17 protein-coding genes are annotated in these 16,813 nt (G+C 65.9%); 11 read left to right on the plus strand and 6 right to left on the minus strand.

All coding sequences use genetic code 11. From position 1 onward, the window contains the following. Window positions 1–53 precede the first annotated feature (53 nt). Genes QRN40_RS12390 through QRN40_RS12400 form a run of 3 tightly spaced genes read left to right on the plus strand, consistent with a single transcriptional unit; the run spans window position 54 to window position 4,032 of the window. A complete protein-coding gene (locus QRN40_RS12390; protein WP_285115956.1) occupies window positions 54–923 on the plus strand; it encodes a DNA adenine methylase in 870 nt (289 codons plus the stop codon). After that, the gene (locus QRN40_RS12395) at window positions 920–3,205 is read left to right on the plus strand and encodes a DGQHR domain-containing protein (RefSeq protein WP_285115958.1); all 2,286 of its coding nucleotides are present in this window, start codon (window positions 920–922) and stop codon (window positions 3,203–3,205) included. Before QRN40_RS12390 ends, QRN40_RS12395 begins: the two co-directional genes overlap by 4 nt. A 29-nt stretch (window positions 3,206–3,234) precedes the next feature. Next, entirely contained in the window at window positions 3,235–4,032 is a 798-nt protein-coding gene (locus QRN40_RS12400; protein ID WP_285115959.1) for a hypothetical protein, read from the plus strand. A 123-nt stretch (window positions 4,033–4,155) separates the two neighbouring features. On the opposite strand, the gene QRN40_RS12405 is transcribed toward QRN40_RS12400, so the two are convergent. Then, complete coding sequence (locus QRN40_RS12405; protein ID WP_285115960.1) at window positions 4,156–4,362, minus strand: hypothetical protein; 207 nt, start codon at window positions 4,360–4,362, stop codon at window positions 4,156–4,158. Window positions 4,363–4,424: 62 nt separating this feature from the next. Beyond that, window positions 4,425–4,862, minus strand: coding sequence for an alternative ribosome rescue aminoacyl-tRNA hydrolase ArfB (arfB, locus tag QRN40_RS12410; RefSeq protein ID WP_285115962.1), 438 nt, complete (start codon window positions 4,860–4,862; stop codon window positions 4,425–4,427). A 166-nt stretch (window positions 4,863–5,028) separates the two neighbouring features. On the opposite strand from arfB, the gene QRN40_RS12415 reads away from it, so the two are divergent. The 5 genes from QRN40_RS12415 (at window position 5,029) to QRN40_RS12435 (ending at window position 10,373) form a co-directional block, all read left to right on the plus strand. Beyond that, on the plus strand, window positions 5,029–5,712 hold the full coding sequence (locus tag QRN40_RS12415; RefSeq protein WP_285115964.1) for an ABC transporter permease: 684 nt from the start codon (window positions 5,029–5,031) through the stop codon (window positions 5,710–5,712). Window positions 5,713–5,714: 2 nt separating this feature from the next. Next, a complete protein-coding gene (locus QRN40_RS12420) occupies window positions 5,715–6,491 on the plus strand; it encodes an ABC transporter permease (protein ID WP_285115966.1) in 777 nt (258 codons plus the stop codon). Beyond that, on the plus strand, window positions 6,491–7,426 hold the full coding sequence (locus QRN40_RS12425) for an ABC transporter substrate-binding protein (RefSeq protein WP_285115967.1): 936 nt from the start codon (window positions 6,491–6,493) through the stop codon (window positions 7,424–7,426). Before QRN40_RS12420 ends, QRN40_RS12425 begins: the two co-directional genes overlap by 1 nt. A 111-nt stretch (window positions 7,427–7,537) precedes the next feature. After that, a complete protein-coding gene (locus QRN40_RS12430; RefSeq protein ID WP_285115968.1) occupies window positions 7,538–8,701 on the plus strand; it encodes a ScyD/ScyE family protein in 1,164 nt (387 codons plus the stop codon). 85 nt (window positions 8,702–8,786) lie between these two features. Then, entirely contained in the window at window positions 8,787–10,373 is a 1,587-nt protein-coding gene (locus QRN40_RS12435; RefSeq protein ID WP_285115970.1) for a phospholipase D family protein, read from the plus strand. Window positions 10,374–10,399: 26 nt separating this feature from the next. On the opposite strand, the gene QRN40_RS12440 is transcribed toward QRN40_RS12435, so the two are convergent. Next, window positions 10,400–11,077, minus strand: a complete 678-nt coding sequence (locus QRN40_RS12440) for a response regulator transcription factor (protein WP_285115971.1) — start codon at window positions 11,075–11,077, stop codon at window positions 10,400–10,402. Between the two features lie 92 nt (window positions 11,078–11,169). Here QRN40_RS12440 and QRN40_RS12445 point away from each other — a divergent pair, with 92 nt between their 5' ends. The 3 genes from QRN40_RS12445 to QRN40_RS12455 all read left to right on the plus strand — a co-directional run bounded on the left by QRN40_RS12445 (window position 11,170) and on the right by QRN40_RS12455 (window position 12,089). Next, the gene (locus tag QRN40_RS12445; protein ID WP_285115972.1) at window positions 11,170–11,334 is read left to right on the plus strand and encodes a hypothetical protein; all 165 of its coding nucleotides are present in this window, start codon (window positions 11,170–11,172) and stop codon (window positions 11,332–11,334) included. 110 nt (window positions 11,335–11,444) lie between these two features. Next, window positions 11,445–11,672, plus strand: a complete 228-nt coding sequence (locus QRN40_RS12450) for an RNA-binding S4 domain-containing protein (RefSeq protein ID WP_285115973.1) — start codon at window positions 11,445–11,447, stop codon at window positions 11,670–11,672. Window positions 11,673–11,741: 69 nt separating this feature from the next. Beyond that, window positions 11,742–12,089: a LysR family transcriptional regulator gene (locus QRN40_RS12455; protein WP_285115975.1), complete on the plus strand. Its 348-nt coding sequence runs from the start codon at window positions 11,742–11,744 to the stop codon at window positions 12,087–12,089. A 30-nt stretch (window positions 12,090–12,119) separates the two neighbouring features. Here the strand turns inward: QRN40_RS12455 and dinB are convergent, their stop codons facing one another. From dinB to QRN40_RS12470, 3 genes are all read right to left on the minus strand, one after another. Continuing rightward, entirely contained in the window at window positions 12,120–13,316 is a 1,197-nt protein-coding gene (gene dinB, locus QRN40_RS12460) for a DNA polymerase IV (protein WP_285115976.1), read from the minus strand. Window positions 13,317–13,380: 64 nt separating this feature from the next. After that, on the minus strand, window positions 13,381–14,037 hold the full coding sequence (locus QRN40_RS12465; protein ID WP_285115978.1) for a class I SAM-dependent methyltransferase: 657 nt from the start codon (window positions 14,035–14,037) through the stop codon (window positions 13,381–13,383). A 45-nt stretch (window positions 14,038–14,082) separates the two neighbouring features. Further along, complete coding sequence (locus QRN40_RS12470; protein ID WP_285115979.1) at window positions 14,083–16,782, minus strand: lamin tail domain-containing protein; 2,700 nt, start codon at window positions 16,780–16,782, stop codon at window positions 14,083–14,085. Window positions 16,783–16,813 lie beyond the last annotated feature (31 nt).

Consider the following 16,813-nt stretch of genomic DNA (forward strand, 5'->3'; position numbering starts at 1 on the left):
CTCTTGTTATGCATTAGCCTTTTCATACTCGTCCCGGACCACAGGAGGTCGTTGTGCCCGCTTCTCCGATCGTCGAACCTGCGCAGATCGGCATCGGACCAGCGGTCGAGGGCTCCAAGCTGGACCCATTTCTCCGGTGGGCCGGCGGCAAGCGCTGGCTAGTGCCCCAGGTTCTTGAGCTGCTTCAGAGCGTGGAGATCAAGCGTTACCACGAACCATTCCTGGGGGGCGGCTCCATCTTCTTCGGCCTCCGTTGCGAAAGTGCACAGCTCTCGGACCTGAACTCAGATCTGATCGAGGTGTACTCCGAAGTGCGCGATCGACCTCGAGCAATCGCGGAGATGCTGCAGCGGTTCTCCAATACTGCGGCCGAGTACTATGCGCTACGCGCGGTGGTTCCAGAGGACGCAACCGAGCGAGCTGCGAGATTCATTTTCTTGAACCACACCTCCTATAACGGGATCTTTCGAGTGAACCTCAAGGGCCAGTACAACGTCCCTTACGGGCGCCGAAAGAGCGCCAATGTTCCTGGCGTGGAGCGTCTAGTAGCCGCAAGTGATCGCCTAAAAAACGTCAATTTGACAGCATCGGACTTTGAAACGGCGATGTCCAAGGTTGAAGCCGGCGACGTCGTGTTCTTGGACCCGCCCTATACGGTCGCGCACAATAACAACGGATTTGTTAAGTACAACCAGCACCTGTTCTCATACGACGACCAGAAGCGGTTGGCGCGGGTCGTATCTGAGGTGGCAGGTCGGGGGGCTCTATTCATCCTGACGAACGCGGCCCATGGTTCCATTGACGAGCTTTTTGGGCCGCTTGGCCGCAAAGTCACGGTAAGCCGGCGAAACGCGGTTGGGGGCGCAAAGGCGAAGCGTGGCCGGACAGAGGAATATCTGTTCACAAATATCGAGAAGAAATGACTGCATTGCTCGAGCTAATTCCGCAACGAAGCGTCAAGCGCGAGACCACTCGGCGTCTCTCGCCATACTTGCGAGAGAAGATCCCCATCATTCGTCGCGCCGAGTATGAGGCGGACGGCTGGGTCGTCGACAAGTTTCTGAAGAACGACGTCTGGATGCGCAAATTAAAGGCGCACGACCTTGCGTTCGAAGATAAGGTCTGGGCCGTGTGCGCCCGCCTAGGCTTCCAGCACCTCAGCAAGGGTCGCACGCTTCGGATTCCGTACGGCAAGGGGGCGAATGAGTCCAAGCAGGTCGACGTACTAGCAGCTGACGACGAAGTGGTGCTTGTTATCGAATGTAAGTCTTCCGAAAGCGAGCAGTCTCCCACCCAAGCGTTCAAGACAGAGATTGAGAGCATTCAGGGCTATCGCGCGGGCTTAATCGGGTCCATTCGTCAGGAGTTTCCTGATCACAAGGTGAAGTTCGTATTTGCAACTAACAACATCAACGTAACCAAGGAGACGCAGGAGAGGATCGCCGGAGCAGACATCGCCTATCTCGACGAGGAGGCGATCGACTACTACTTCGAGCTTTCTACCCACTTGGGAAGCGCTGCCAAGTTCCAGCTGCTCGGAAACCTTTTCCAAGGACAGCAAATCTCCGCTATGGACGGAAAAGTAGCGGCCATCGGCGGAAAAATGGGGGGCTATCGCTACTACTCCTTCGCCATTGAGCCCGAGCGTCTACTTAAAATCGCTTACGTTCTTCACCGGAACAGCGCTAACCGGCGATGGATGCCTACTTACCAGCGAATCATCAAGAAGTCACGCTTGAAGAAAGTTGCAGACTTCGTCGATAAGGGCGGCTTCTTTCCTAACTCGTTGATTCTAAATATCGATAACAACGGCAGGCCGCTACGTTTCGACCGCGCGGATAAGCCTGTGGGCCCGACGTCAGTCGGTGTCTTGCATCTTCCGCGAAAGTATCGCTCTGCGTATGTGATCGATGGGCAACACCGCTTGTATGGATTCGCTAACTCGGATCGTGCCAAGAGCGAACTCGTCCCGGTTGTCGCCTTCGTGGATCTTCCCGGAGAAAAGCAGCTTGAGCTATTTATGCAAATCAATGAGAACCAACAAGCGGTTCCGAAGAACCTGCAAAACACTCTGAACGCGGACCTTCTTTGGGCGAGCCCTGACAAGAAGAAGCAAGCAAACGCACTGAAGTTGAAGGTTGCCCAGCTTCTGGGGGAACTCAAATCTTCGCCTCTGCGTGGTCGCGTGGTCCTCGGTGAGGAACAGCTCACCGAGCGCCGTTGCATCAGCTTGGACGCCGTCCAGCGGGGCATCGATCGAGGTAGATTCATCGGCGACTTCGCCCCGTCAGGGCCGAAAAAATTCGGCTCCTTCTATCGGACTTCCAACGAAGACACTTATGAACCGCTGACCGACTTCTTGGAGCTGTGCTTTGCGCACCTTAGAGACGAGCTCCCTACCCAGTGGAACCTGGGTCGCGGTGAGGGTGGTTTCGTATTTACGAATGCCGGCGTGGAGGCGCTCCTCCGGGTAATAGGCGACGCAGTCGAGTATCTACAGGCGGAACATAAAGTCGATCCCCGCGAGAATCGGCCGCAAGACGTGTTTGTCCAGGTGCGCCCAATTCTTTCGCAACTCACGGAGTACATCGGCGGCCTGAGCACTGAGGACATTGCGGAGTTCAGAAGTTGGCTGGGTAGCGGTGGTCCAACCAAATACACGCGACGGTTCCAAGCAGCGTTGCATGAGGTGGTAGATGGATTTGAGCCTGAGGGTCTGCTCGATTGGTTGGCTAACCAGGACAAACAATTTAATCTCGAGTCCTACGCGATGGTTAGCGACATCGAAGCCCACTTGAAGAAGGAAATTCGGCAGAAGTTGGAAGACGAATTCGGGGCCAGTTGGTACAAAGACGGCGTCCCTAAAAAGGTTTTCCAATCGGCACAGAGCCTTCGGGCCGAAAAGCAGTATGAGGCGCCACCCGGAGAAACGGTCGATTGGTGGGATTGCCTGTTCCTCATCGACTACCGAGACATCGTCCTTCACGGCAACATGACTCTGTGGAACAAGCTGTATGACAAGGACTTCACTCTTCCTAGCGATAGAAAGGCATCGAGCTGGAAAGACAAGTCGAGCTGGATCGTCGAGCTGAATGACGTTCGGAAAAAGGTCATGCATGGAGGAAGCGTGACTGAGGACGAACACGGGTTCCTTCAGTCCCTGCACTCGCACTTTGATCTCGGCGGAACTGGAAAGAACGTATAGGCGATGTTTTGGCGGGTGAGCTCCAGGCTATGACCGAATCAGCGCGGGCTACGGTCCGCCAGTGGATTATTAGCGCTGTTTCTCTGCTCGGTGATCAGGCATACCGGCGAAACGTACATGACACCATCGAGAAACTCTATGGCGCTACTTTCACCCAAGAAGACCGCAAGCCTCGAAGGGGAAGAGGTGGCGAGCCTGCGTGGCAGAACAATGTCGACTCGGCCTATCACCTGATGAAGCGCCGAGGCGAGATGCTGCCCTCGACGAGAAGTGACGTGTGGCGACTCAGCCCGGCCGTCAGGATGGATGTCGACGCGACGGCGAGGCGAGACTTGGACGCACAAGTAGGCGACGACCCGTTAGCCAACTTTCGGCCAAAGGATGCGGGCGAATATGTGGCGCAGATCGAAGGGCGGACAATCAATAAGCGCCGCGAGCACGAGCGCGTACTGAGCGAGTACGGCCTGGCTGCCAGCCTGTTGGGTTGGCGACCGTCGACCGATGTACACCCGCGCGACCTCGAGCTAGCGCGCGAAACGGCTAGAGTTCTGGTGGAAGTCAAGCAGATCGCACAAGGCAACTCGACGAAGGCCGTCCGAGAGGCCGTCTCACAGCTGCTTGAGTACAGCTACTACTTCTACCCGGCCAAAGGGCACCACGTACGCAAGCTCGCGGTTTTCTCGGAGCCGATTGGTTCTGCGCATGCTGAGTACTTGTCGTCACTACAGATCGCTGCCGTGTGGATCGACGATGACTTGGGCTGGGATGGGAACAGTCTTAGCAAGCAGTGGGCCCTATTGCCAAACGAATCTGCGCGGACATCGTAGCCAAGGCGGCATGCCTATCTCTAAACCGTCACCGTGGGCCTGCGACGGAAGACCCAGACGGGCCGGCACTGCGGCGCTCCACCGGCTGCTGCAGGCGTCGACCAGGCGATCACCCCACCGTCCTCACGCCCCCGACCCTCGCCGCCGCCGCACAAGCGCGACGACGATGAGCACGACTCCGACGATAAGCACGATGGGGCCGATCGTGCCCCACAGCGGGGAGCCGCTCATGACGGAGCCGCCGAGCACGTTCAGCCCTTGAAGCGTCCACAGGAGTCCGATGAGGACGAGCACGATGCCGATGACGAGGAACAGCCACTTCGTTTTCACGTTGTGAGGGTACGTCTCATGGTGCCATCCGTGCATGCGCCGTCGGGATCTTGGACGAGTCGTCAGTCCTGCGGAGGGCGACGCAGGCGCTTGATGTCGGTGCGCCGCTTCTTCGCCTCCAGACGCCGTTGCCGGGCGCCGCGACTCGGCCTCGTCGGTCGTCGCGGCGCTGCCGGCGGCAGGAGGGCCTCGGCGACCAGATCTGCCATCCGGACGCGCGCGGCGTCCCTGTTGCGCAGTTGCTCGCGGTGCTCGGATGCCGCGATCGTCAGCTTCCCGTCGACGATGCGACCGCCCAGACGCTCGATGAGCCGCTCGCGTTGGAGGGGTGAGAGAACGGTGGAGCCCGCCACATCCCACACCAGTTCCACCCGCGAGTCGGCCGTGTTCACCCCTTGCCCGCCGGGACCCGATGATCGCGAGAACCGCCACGACAACTCGGACTCGGGGATCGTCAGTCCCGAGTTGACCCGGAGGCCGGGACGATGGACAGCGGGCATGGGTCCATCATCCTCTCGCGTCGGGCAGCTGAGCCGGTCGAAGTTCTCCGAGGAAATGCGCCGAGCTTGTTCCAATCGGGAAATTGCTAGCTAAGGTAGATAAATCGGGCCGTCCCAGGGACATCGGGGCAGAGCGCGGGGCTTCGTTGGCGAATGGATCGGTTGCATGGGCTGGATCATTTCGAACATCAGCCTCATCGGCGAGCTCACTCTCAACCATGTCCTTCTGAGCGTCCCGCCCATTCTGATCGGGTTCTTCGTCGCCGTGCCGCTGGGATGGCTCGCCAGTCGATGGAGGCCCTGGCGGTCGATCATCGTCGGCGGCGGGAGCCTGCTTTATACGATTCCGTCGCTTCCGCTGTTCGTGATCCTCCCTTATCTGCTGGGCACCCGGATCACAGACCCGGTCAACATCGTGGTCGCGCTGACGATCTACGCGGTCGCCGTGATGGTTCGCTCCGCGTCGGATGCGTTCGTCTCCGTTCCGGCGGACACCGTCGAGGCCGCGACGGCGGTCGGTCACTCCCGGTGGTCGCTCTTCTGGGCGGTCGAACTGCCGCTGGCCGGTCCAGTCCTCTTGGCCGGCATCAGAGTGGTGTCGGCGAGCACGGTCGCCCTCGTCTCGGTCGGCGCGCTCGTCGGGTCGGCGAATCTGGGTTACCTGTTCACCGACGGGCTGCAACGGCAGTTCTTCGAAGAGATCATGGTCGGTGTCGTCGCGAGTTTGCTGATCGCGCTCGTCTTCGACACGATCCTGGTCCAGACCGGGCGCCTTCTGATGCGCTGGCCCCACGCGACGCAGCGTCGGCGACGAGAGCCATCCCTCGTCGTCCTCGAGCGGGGAGCCTGACGATGCAGTTCTTCCTCAACGCTCTTGCGTGGCTCACGGATCCCGCCAACTACGTGCCGGGGTCCCAGAGCCCGCTGCCGATTCAGGACAGGATTCTTGAGCACTTGCTGTACACCGTCGTGGCGGTCGCAATCGCGGCGGTGATCGCCCTGCCGCTGGGCTTCTACATCGGCCACACGGGGCGCGGACGCCAGTTCGTCATCGGGTTCAGCGGCGCGATGCGGGCCCTGCCCACCCTCGGACTGCTGGGTGCACTCTTCGTCGTCATCGGACTGACCGTTCCCTTCACCGCGACGGCGTTCATCGCCTCCATGATCGCGTTCGTCGTCCTCGCGATACCTTCGATCCTCGCCGGAGCGTACGCGGGCGTGGAGTCGGTCGACCAGCAGGTCGTGGATGCCGCGCGGTCCGTGGGGATGACCGAGCTGCAGGTGCTGTTCAGGGTCGAGATCCCGCTCTCGCTTCCGCTGATCATCGGCGGGATCCGCGCGGCGGTACTGCAGGTCATCGCGACAGCGGTGATCGCGTCCTACATCTCGCTGGGCGGGCTCGGCGCCATCATCGCATCGGGGATCAGCCTCAACGACAACAACCGCATCCTCGGGGGAGCCCTCCTGGTGACGGCGCTCGCCTTGGTCGTCGATGGTCTCTTCGCGCTCGTCCAGCGACTGACGCGACGCGACGCGCACCTCCGAGCCCCACGCCGTGCGCCGACTGTTCCCGAGCCAACCCTTCCGGCCCGCGCCCGCGGCCCGTTCGCCGAAGAAAGGAACCACTGATGTTCACTCCCAGAAAGAAGACCCGCGTGCTCGCGGGCATCGTCGGGATGGGCGTGCTCCTCGCGCTCTCGGCGTGCGCCACCTCGGACCCTACGAAGGCGGCGCCGGCCACCGGCGGCGCCAACGGCGCGAAAATCGTCGTCGGCTCCTTCAACTTCCCCGAGAGCGAGATCCTCGGCAACATGTACGCGCTCGCGTTGAAGAACGCCGGGTTCGACGTGACCACGAAGTTCAATCTCGGACCGCGCCAGACCACCATCCCCGCCCTCAAGGACGGCTCGATCAACCTGATGCCCGAATACAACGGCAATCTGCTGTTCTTCTACGACACGAAGGCGACAGCACGCACCACGGAAGAGGTGGATGCTGCGCTCAAGACGGCAGTGCCGAGCGATTTCCAGATCCTGAAGCCGTCGTCCGCCGAAGACAAGGATGCCTACGTGGTCACCCAGGCCATGGCCGACAAAGAGGGGCTCAACGCGATCGGCGACCTGTCCAAGATCGAGCCGTTCGCACTCGGCGCGAATCCTCAGTTCGGGGAGCTCCCGTACGGCATCCCGGGACTCAAAGGGACCTACGGCGTGACCAAGGTCACATTCACGTCGATCGAGGACTACGGCGGACCGGCGACCGTCAAAGCGCTCGTCGACAACGCGGTGCAAGTCGCAGACATCTACACCACGTCGCCCGACCTGGTGTCGAAGAAGCTGAAGGTGCTCGACGACCCGAAGCATCTCATCGCAGCGCAGAACGTCATCCCGTTCCTGAACAAGAGCATCTACAGCGCCAAGCTCGCCTCGGTGCTCGACGCGATCTCCGCAAAGCTCACGACCGACGAGCTGATCGCTCTCCGTGACCAGGTCGAGGGCTCGACGAAGACCCAGGCATCGACGGCGGCACGGGACTGGCTGACGAAGGAAGGACTCCTCAAGTAGCCGCGTCCGATCGTCGCCGCTCTCTAGCCCCGCCTCTCCCCGCAGTGCTACCTTCTCCGGTGTTTGTGGGGGGACGTGGCCGTATCGATGGAGATATAGGGAGTCATGTCGATGAGAACACTGAACATCGCCATTCGCGCGGGCGTGCCCGCGCTACTCGTCGCGGCGCTGGTCGCCGCCGGGGCCACGCCTGCGCAGGCGTGGCCGAAGCCGCCGAAGCCGCCGGACGGGACGGTGCAGGTTGTCGTGTCCGGGTTGGACAATCCGCGCGGTTTGACGTTCGGAACCGGCGGGCAGCTGTTCATCGCCGAAGCCGGGCACGGCGGGACGCTGCCGCTCGGCGGCGGACCCGAAGGCGGGGAGCAGTTCGCCGGCCTCACCGGAGGTCTCGGAGTGTGGGCCAACGGCACGCTGACGCATCCGATCACCGGGCTGTTCTCGGTCGCCGACCAGTCCGGCGCGGGCGCTGAGGGACTCGTCTCGGTGGATGCGCAGGGCAGGTGGGTGACCGGGCAGATGGCGCTGAACACGTCGCCCATCCCGCCGCTGCCACCGGGGAACCCGATCGTGGATGCGGCGCGCGCGCAGCTCGGACGCACGATCGCGCTCGACCCGCGTGCAGGCCGGTGGTCGCCGATCGCCTCGACGGGAGACGCGGACTACGCCTGGACCGCCGCGCACAAGTACCTGGTTCCGGACCAGTTCCCGGACGCCAACCCGAACTCGGTGATCACGGTCGGCAACACGCGCTACGTCGCGGACGCCGGCGCCAACATCCTCGCGAGGGTGGATCGGAACGGTACCGTGTCGACGGTGGCGTTCATGGGCGTCCCGAAAGGGTCGGTCACGGACAGCGTGAGCACGTGCGTCGCACAGGCGCGCGATGGCTCGCTCTACGTGACGGAGCTGCTGGGCGGGACGTACGCGCCGGGCGGCGCGCGCGTCTGGCAGGTGTGGCCGAACGGGATCGCGCGGGTCAAGTGGACGGGCTTCAGCACGATCCAGGGATGCGGCTTCGACGGACGCGGCAACTTCTATGTGACCGAGTTCCAGGTCAACGGGCTCAACCCGGGCCCGGGCGGCGATCCGGCCGGGGCGCTGGTGAAGATCAGCCCGAGCGGGCAGCGCACCACCTACGGGACGGGGCACCTGTTCTTCCCGTCGGGCTTCGCCTTCCGGGGCGGCAGCGCGTACGTGTCCAACTGGTCGATCATGCCGGCCAGCGGGAGCAACGGGCCCAGCGGGCAGGTGGTCCGCATCAACGTGGGGGAGTGAGCGGCGAGGGCACGCCGTCGTCCCTTCGGACGGTGGCGCGCCCTCCCGTCTCCGTCCATCCACGTGGATGAGTAGAGTGCGACGCGTGGACGATGACGCCGGTAAATGGTTCCTCAGCCGATCGGAGCGGGGAAACCCAGCGAGCGATCTTCAAGCGGGCGACGACGGGTCGTCGTCCTGGTCGGAGGGAAACCACGTTCGTCCGCTGGTGCACGGGGCGACGTACTTCGCCCGGTTGCACGAGGAGCTGACGGCACTCCGGCCGGGGGACCGGGTGTTCTTCACCGACTGGCGCGGGGATGCCGACGAGCGGCTGCTGCCGGACGGTCCCTCCATCGGCGAGGTGCTGTCGGAGCTCGCCCGGTCCGGGGTCGAGGTGCGCGGGCTGGTCTGGCGGTCGCACGGGGAGCGCGTGAAGGCGCCGATCAGCGGGATGTCCAACGAGCTGCTTGGGCGTCAGGTGAACGAGGCGGGCGGGGAGGTCCTGCTGGATCAGCGGGTGCGGCCGTTCGGGTCGCACCATCAGAAGTTCTTCGTGATCCGCCACCGCGACGACCCGTCGCGCGACGTCGCCTTCGTCGGCGGGATCGACCTCTCACACAGCCGCCGCGACGACGCCGAACACGCGGGGGATCCGCAAGCGGTGGACATGGATCCGCGGTACGGCGAACGGCCGCCGTGGCACGACGCCGCGCTCGAGCTGCGCGGCCCGGTGGTCGCGGATGTGCTCGAGGTGTTCGCCGAGCGCTGGAACGATCCGCATCCACTGGACCACCGCAACCCGTACCGGATGATGCTGCAGCGGTTCGCCGATATGCCGCAGCATCCGAAACCGTTGCCGGAGACCGCACCGCCGCCCCCGCGCGCAGGCTCGCACGCCGTGCAGCTCTTGCGGACGTACGGCCCGAAGCGGCCTCCCTTCCCCTTCGCGCCGGCGGGGGAGCGGAGCATCGCTCGCGCGTACGCGAAGGCGTTCGCCCGCGCCCGCTCGTTCATCTACATCGAGGACCAGTACCTGTGGTCGACCGAGGTCGCCGGGAGCATCGCCCAGGCGCTGGTCGACAACCCCCGGCTTCGGGTGATCGCGGTCGTCCCGCGGTATCCGGATTCGGACGGCCCGGTCACCGGGCCGCCCAGCCGTCTCGGCCAGCAGCGCGCGATCGCGCTGCTGCGGCGGACGGCTCCGGATCGCTTCGGCGTGTTCGACCTGGAGAACGGCGCCGGGACTCCCATCTACGTCCACGCGAAGGTCTGCATCGTCGACGACACGTGGGCCACGTGCGGGTCGGACAACTTCAACCGCCGCTCCTGGACCACGGACAGCGAACTCACCTGCGCGGTGTTCGACACAACGCCGGACCAGCCGGATGCACAGGGCGGATTCGCCCGCGACCTGCGCATGCAACTCTGGGCGGAGCACCTCGGCCTCGACCCGGACGACCGTCGGCTGCTCGATACCGATGGCGGGCTCGCGCTGTGGAAAGCGTCCGCCGGCGCGCTCGACGACTGGCATGCGAACGGACGTCGTTCGCCGCGACCTCAGGGGCAGGTGCGCCGCCACCGCGTCGAACCGGTGTCGCGCTTCCAGCGGCTCTGGGCGGATCCGCTCAACCGTTTCATCCTGGACCCGGATTCGCGCCCGCGCCGCCTCCGCGGGACCTCGACGTTCTGAGCCGCCCAGGAGGCGCCGGGGCGTCGTCAGGGGGTGTCGAGCCAGCGCTCGATCCGCCGGTGATCCGGGGTGAAGCCGTGCTCCACTCCCCACAGCACCGCTTGGGTGCGGCTGTCGGTCCCGATCTTCCGGTAGATGCTCCGGATGTGCGACTTGACCGTGTTGGGGCTGAGGTAGGTGAGCTCCGCGACCTCCGCGTTGCTCTTGCCCTGCGTGATCAGCGCCAGGATCTCGGACTCGCGGTCGGTGATCCCCTCCTTCTTACCGGGCCAGTCGAGTCCCTCCGCGCTGTGCGCGCGGGCGGGGGAGTCGCTCACCACGATCTCACCGGAGTGAACGGCCTGGAGCGCCGCCACCAGCTCCGGGGCCTGGAGGGTCTTCGAGAGGTAGCCGTGGACACCCTGCTCCCGGGCGCTGTCGATGAGCTCGGGATGGAAGTTCCAGGTGTAGACGACGACGTGACGCGCGCGCGGGTTCCTGACGAGTTCGCCGATCTGCGCGTGGCTGGACTCGGGCTGCGCGAAGGCGTCGTACAGGACGACGTCGATGGACTCGGACAGCGGTGCGTTCGCGTCGATCTCCGCGACGACGAGGGTGTCGCTGTAGTCGTCGAACATGCGTGACAGACCGAGGAGCACGACGTCGTAGTCGTCCACGAGTGCGATCGTGAACGGCTTGGTCGGTGCTGCGAGGCCCGTCGGCATGCGCGCCAGATTACACCCCTAGGGGTGAGGCGACCTGCCCGCGCTGGTGGTTGCGTAGAGCCAACACCTCATCTACCAGAAAGGGTCAGCTCATGAACATTCTCCTGATCGTCATCGCTGTGATCGCCATCATCCTCCTGCTCACGGGAGGCTTCGTCTCCTCGCTGAACTTCCTGTTGTGGGTCGGGATCGTGCTTCTCGTCCTCGCCGTGATCGTGTTCCTGGTCCGGATGCTGACAGGGAGCCGACGCGTCTGAACCACCCCTTTCCGGGGTGCTGAAAAGGCGGACCGGCCGGCTGGGCATGCTTGGGGGCGAGCGACGCCCGGCCGGCCGGACGTCCGTCCGCGGTGGGTTAGCATTCGGGGATGACGAACTCGGGTCCGATCGACGACATCCCGATCGGCGGTGACATGATCCGGCTCGGGCAGTTCCTGAAGTTCGCCGGTCTCCTCGACTCCGGCGGAAACGTGAAAGAGGCCATCATCGACGGCTACGTCACGGTCAACGGCGAGGTCGATCGCCGCCGCGGACGGCAGCTGCAGCTCGGCGATATCGTCGAGTTCGAAGGACGCAGGGTTCGCGTCTCCCCGTGAGGGATGCCCGCCGGCCGTGAGGCGCGTGCGGGCCGCGATCCGCTCATCCCCGTCCACGAAAGGCCTGAAGTGAACCTCACCCAGCTCGTCCGCTTCGTCGCCGTGGCTGAAGAGCAGCACTTCCCGCGCGCGGCGAGCAAGCTGGGCATTCCGCTCGCTTCCCTCTACTCGTCGATCTCGAAACTCGAAGACGAGCTCGGGTCTCCGCTCTTCGTCCGCGACTCCACTCCGACCCGGCTGACCCCTGCGGGGGCCGCCTTCCTGGAGACCGCGAAGGATGAGATCGCTGCCGCGCCTGCGCCGGCGGAGAAGCCCGTGGTTCCGGCCGGCGGCAAGGCCAAAGCGTCGAAGGGCAAGGGCCGCGCCCCGGCCGTGAAGGGGCAGCCGAAACCGTTCAAAAAGCGTCAGGGGCGCTAGCGTCACGATCGGCGCGGCCCGCGCATCCCGTCACTCGTGTTCGGGCAGGAGCGGTGTGGACCAGCCGGGATCGCGGCCGAGCTGCGCCGCACGGGCGACCGAGGTCGCGCCGAAACGGTCGCGGACGGCGTCGAGCACTGTGTCGAGCCGCGCTCCGTCGTCCCAGTCGATCGGCAGCTCGGGTTGGTAGCTGTCCGACCGTCCCAGCTGCGACAGCGAGATGCCGATGAGGGTGATGCCGCGCTCCGTGAGCTCCGGCTGAACGGCAGCCAACAGACCTCGGGCCACACCCAGCAGCACTGAGGTGCGGTCTGATGGGAAGCCGAGCGTGCGGGAGCGCGTGGCCTTGGCGAAGTCGCCGAAGCGCAGGCGCAGCACGACCGTGCGGCAGGTGCGATCCCCGTCCCGAAGCCGTCGGGCGAGGCGGTCGACGATCTGAGTGAGGATGACGTCGAGCTCTTCGGGCGTGCGTGGGCGGCTGCCGAGCGCTCGTTGCGAGCCGATGGAGCCGCGGCGCTTTGTGGAGTTGACCGGGCGCGGGTCGCGCAGCCGGGCCAGCGCGTGGAGGTGCGCGCCGGTGGCCCTACCGAGCAGCCTCTCGGCCGTGGCGGCTTCGAGCTCGGCGAGCTGACCGACGGTGCGGATGCCGAGACGGTGGAGCTTCTCCGCGGTGACGGCGCCGACCCCCCACAGCCGTTCCACCGGGAGCGGGAGGAGGAACTCCTGCTCGCGCTCGGGCTCGACCAGGAGCAGCCCGTCGGGCTTGCTGACCGCGCTGGCGACCTTGGCGAGGAACTTGGTGCGCGCGATCCCGACCGAGATGGCGAGCCCGACCTCGGCGCGGACCCGTTCCCGCAATCGCGTCGCGATCTGCTCGGGCGTGCCCGCGATGCGCCGGAGTCCGCCGACCTCGAGGAAGGCCTCGTCGATCGACAGCCCCTCCACGAGCGGGGTCGTGTCGCGGAAGATCGCGAACACGTCCTTGCTGGCCGCAGAGTACGCATCCATCCGCGGCGGGACGACAACGGCCTCCGGGCACAGGTCGCGCGCCTGCCGCCCGCCCATCGCAGTGCGCACCCCGCGCGCCTTCGCCTCGTAGCTCGCAGCCAGCACGACACCGCCGCCGACGATGACCGGCCGGCCGCGCAGCGCGGGCGCGTCCCGCTGTTCGACGGAGGCGTAGAACGCGTCGAGGTCGGCGTGCAGCACGGTCGCCTCGTCCCGCATGCCGTCCTCCGATCGATTGTCCGCTCAGAGGAATGGTCCCAGGGACCGGGGACATCGGACCGGGCTAGGTCGCCTCGAAGCGGGTGGCGCCGGGCCGCTCCGCCCGAATCCGCTCCACCGCCCCCGACCGCAGCCGCTCGTCCTCCACGACGACCAGCCCTGCCGCCTGCACCTCGCCCAGGTGCCGCCGCGTCAGGTGCTCACCCTGCAGCGGGATGGTGAACCGCTCGAGCAGCCACTGGCCCGCGTAGATCACGGCGACGTCGCTGCGGATGTGGTCGACGAGGACCACGGAGCCGCCGGGGACGACGACCCGCGCCATCTCCGCCAGGGCCGCATCCGGCCGGGGGATCGAACACAGCGCGAGCGCGCACACCACCGTGTCGAACGACCCGTCGGCGAACGGCAGGGCCTCCGCATCCCCTTGCTGGAAATCAGCCGCCATCCCGAGCGAGGTGGCGCGCCGTCGCGCGATGGCGAGCATCTCGGGGCTGAGGTCGACGCCGGTCAGCGTCACGTCATCCCGGTAGTGGGGGAGGCTCCTGCCGGTGCCGACCGCGACCTCCAGCACCCGGCCGGATGCGCGCGCGCCGATCCACTCGCGGCTCCCCGCCAGCATCGAGCGTTCCGCCTTCGCGACCTTCGCGTCGTAGGTCTCGGCGTGCCGGCGCCACGTGCGCTGCTGGCGACGCGTCTCCCGTGACGGCCCCGCGTTTGTCATGCCGTCATTGTGGCGAACGGCCGGCGGCACGCGCCACCCACCGGATCACCCGATGAGCTTCCACGCCCCATTCTTCGCCGTGGCGACCGGCGCACTCCCGGCGGTGTACCACTGGGCCTGATACGTGTGGCCCTGGTAGGTCACCTTCTCGCCGCCGTAGTAGACCGTGGCTGCGCTCCACGCGGGGATGCCGCCGGGCACCGCGGGAGCGACGATCTCACTCCACGGGCCGCCCACTCCGCCGGGAGCCTGGCCGCGCGTGTACCAGAGGGCTTTGAAGGTGCGGCCCTGGTAGCTGACCACATCGCCCGCGGTGAAGGGGCGCGTCACCGTCCAGAGTGCGGTGCCGTCGGCGGTCTTCGCGATCTCCGACCAGGCGCCGTTCTTGTTGCTTCCGGGCGCCTCACCCGAGGTGTACCAGAGGGCTTGGAAGACCGAGCCGTTGTAGCTGACCTGGTCGCCGGCGAGGTAGACCTTCTTCTTGTCCCAGGCGTCCGGTCCCTTCGGCACACCCTGCTCGCCGAGGTTCAGGTCGCACGGGATGCGTCCGCTGTAGAGCGCGTGGCCTTCGGTCGTGCTGCCCGGGCCGGCGCCGTAGATGCCGTCATCCGACCAGAGCACCTCCTTGGTTCCGTCGACGCAGGTCGAGTTCGGGGCCAGGGCGAAGCCCTCCAGGTTGTTCACGGGCAGGCCGGACGGCTTGCCGTAGACGACCTGGGGCACGATCGCTCCCGTCGTGCTGACCTTCAGCACGGTCGACGTCACCCCGCAGGTGTTGTCGCACAGCGCCCAGATGCGCTGCGTGTCGGCGTTGAACTGCACATCCATGACGTGCCCCATGCCGGTGTCGACCACGGCAACGCGGTGGAAGCTGTGGTCGGAGTTCAGCGCGTACGCGTAGAGCTTGCCGTCGTTCTCCAGGGCGGCGAAGTAGAGCCCGGTGCCGTGCTGCGGATAGTCGCCCGGCTTGTAGGTCTTTCCGGTGGACTGGTCGACGAACCCGTTGCCGGTCAGGTAGCTGTCGGGCACGAAGGTGACGCCCTCGAAGCCGAGGTTCGCCTCCGTCTTGTTTCCGGCGTGGAGCTCGGGGAACTCGGCGGTCAGGTCCCACTGGTCGGTCGCGACGAGCTGCGTGCCGGACTGCGTCGGGTCGAAGCGAAGGATGGAGTTGAGCGGGGTGGTGTTCGCCGCGTTGTTGCGCTCGGTGGTGACGTAGAGCGCGCCGTCCGGGCCGATGGTCAGGCCCTCGCTGTCGGGCTGGTTGGTCGCGGGGTCCGTGCCGCCGGGGAAGAAGATCTCCTTGCCGGCGCCCCAGCCGTTGGTGGTGTCGGGCACCCAGGTGTCGCCCTGCTTGACCATGCGGAAGACCCAGCTCTTGTTCTTGACGCTGTACAGGACGTTCGCGTTCGCCGGGTCGAAGACCAGGCCGCTGACGTCGCGTCCCTCGGGTCCGGTCGTGGTCTTCCACGCGCACTGCGTGTCAGAGACCGTCACGGTGGAGCTGCCGGGCCAGGCGGTCGGGGTGAGCGCGGTGGCCGGGAGGGTGCCGGTGCCGGAGGGAGCCTCGGGCTGGCAGTTCAGTGCCGGGCCGCCGCCGTTTCCGTCGGCCGGGTTGGTGAGGATGGTCGCGCAGGCGCCGGCGTTGGATGCGCCGAAGCTCTTGTCCTTGACGGAGGCGAAGGCGCCGCTGCCATCGGGGCACCGGGCGAAGGCGCCCGCGCCGAAGTCGTTGGTCTCGTCCGTCCCGGCCTCGCCCGCGGTGTACTCGGTCGAGTCCACCAGGGTTCCGGCGGTGCCGTTGGCGCCGTCGGGGAGGTACACTTTCACGCCGTCGCCGCCGCTGCCGAGACCCTTGGTCGACGAGAAGTAGACGTAGCCGTGGGCCGGGATGACCGTGGTCGCCATGCCGTCGGCGAGCTTCGCAGCGAACGCCGTCGCCGAGGCGGCCGTACCGCTGTCGATCTGCAGCCAGCCCGCGATGCTGACGTCGCTCGCTCCGCTGTTGTACAGCTCGATCGCGTCGCCGACCGGCGTGCTGCCGTTGTCGGAGGACACCTCGTTGATACGGACGTTCTTCCAGCCGGTGTCGCCGCCCGTGCCGCCGTCGGCGGGCGCGAAGCGGCTCGTGCCGGGCGAACCGATGTCGCCAGCACTGGACGCCCGCGACCCTTCGGCGTCGCCGACGGCGGAGAGCTGCCACTGCGAGGCGTCGTTCGCACCGAGCGCCGCCTGCGTCGCCGGGACGCCCGAGACGCCCTGCGTGCGCGGTCCCTTCGCCGTCCCGGTGCCCTGGTCGTTGTAAGTGAGCCGGTCGACGAGGTTCGTCACCGCATCCGGACCGTTGAAGATGTTGATCTCGTCCGCGCGGCCGAGGTTCGTGGTGTTCCCGGCGAGGATCTTGGCGTCGGCGCCGAGGCCCCACTCGCTGCGGAAGGTGGCATCGGCCGACTCGGTGACGATGGCCGACTGGCCGACCGCCAAGGTCCCGAGGGTGTCCAGCGGCACGGTGCCGGGCGTGCGGCTGTCGTCGTCGAACGACCAGCCGGCGAGGCTGACCGGCGCAGCGCTGACGTTCGTGAGCTCGAAGAATTCGCCCGACGAGGCGACCGGGCCGTACATCCACTCGGTGATCGCGACCGAGGGCGCGCTCGCGGCGCTGGCTGCGGCGGGGATAGCGACCGCGAGAGCGCCGGCGACGGCGGTCGCAGCGAGCACAGCGACGGCTCCGGATGTGTGAATTCTCATGAACCGGAAGCTAGCGATGTCGCCCATACAG

It is taken from the genome of Leifsonia sp. fls2-241-R2A-40a, assembly GCF_030209575.1.
Lineage (GTDB): Bacteria > Actinomycetota > Actinomycetes > Actinomycetales > Microbacteriaceae > Leifsonia.

Bases quoted from the DNA above. Each gene is read 5' to 3' on its own strand.
- QRN40_RS12395 (WP_285115958.1), top strand. From the start codon at position 920: ATGACTGCATTGCTCGAGCTAATTCCGCAACGAAGCGTCAAGCGCGAG.
- QRN40_RS12400 (WP_285115959.1), top strand. From the start codon at position 3,235: ATGACCGAATCAGCGCGGGCTACGGTCCGCCAGTGGATTATTAGCGCT.
- arfB (WP_285115962.1), bottom strand. From the start codon at position 4,862: ATGCCCGCTGTCCATCGTCCCGGCCTCCGGGTCAACTCGGGACTGACG.
- QRN40_RS12415 (WP_285115964.1), top strand. From the start codon at position 5,029: ATGGGCTGGATCATTTCGAACATCAGCCTCATCGGCGAGCTCACTCTC.
- QRN40_RS12420 (WP_285115966.1), top strand. From the start codon at position 5,715: ATGCAGTTCTTCCTCAACGCTCTTGCGTGGCTCACGGATCCCGCCAAC.
- QRN40_RS12425 (WP_285115967.1), top strand. From the start codon at position 6,491: ATGTTCACTCCCAGAAAGAAGACCCGCGTGCTCGCGGGCATCGTCGGG.
- QRN40_RS12430 (WP_285115968.1), top strand. From the start codon at position 7,538: ATGAGAACACTGAACATCGCCATTCGCGCGGGCGTGCCCGCGCTACTC.
- QRN40_RS12440 (WP_285115971.1), bottom strand. From the start codon at position 11,077: ATGCCGACGGGCCTCGCAGCACCGACCAAGCCGTTCACGATCGCACTC.
- QRN40_RS12445 (WP_285115972.1), top strand. From the start codon at position 11,170: ATGAACATTCTCCTGATCGTCATCGCTGTGATCGCCATCATCCTCCTG.
- QRN40_RS12450 (WP_285115973.1), top strand. From the start codon at position 11,445: ATGACGAACTCGGGTCCGATCGACGACATCCCGATCGGCGGTGACATG.
- dinB (WP_285115976.1), bottom strand. From the start codon at position 13,316: ATGCGGGACGAGGCGACCGTGCTGCACGCCGACCTCGACGCGTTCTAC.
- QRN40_RS12465 (WP_285115978.1), bottom strand. From the start codon at position 14,037: ATGACAAACGCGGGGCCGTCACGGGAGACGCGTCGCCAGCAGCGCACG.
- QRN40_RS12470 (WP_285115979.1), bottom strand. From the start codon at position 16,782: ATGAGAATTCACACATCCGGAGCCGTCGCTGTGCTCGCTGCGACCGCC.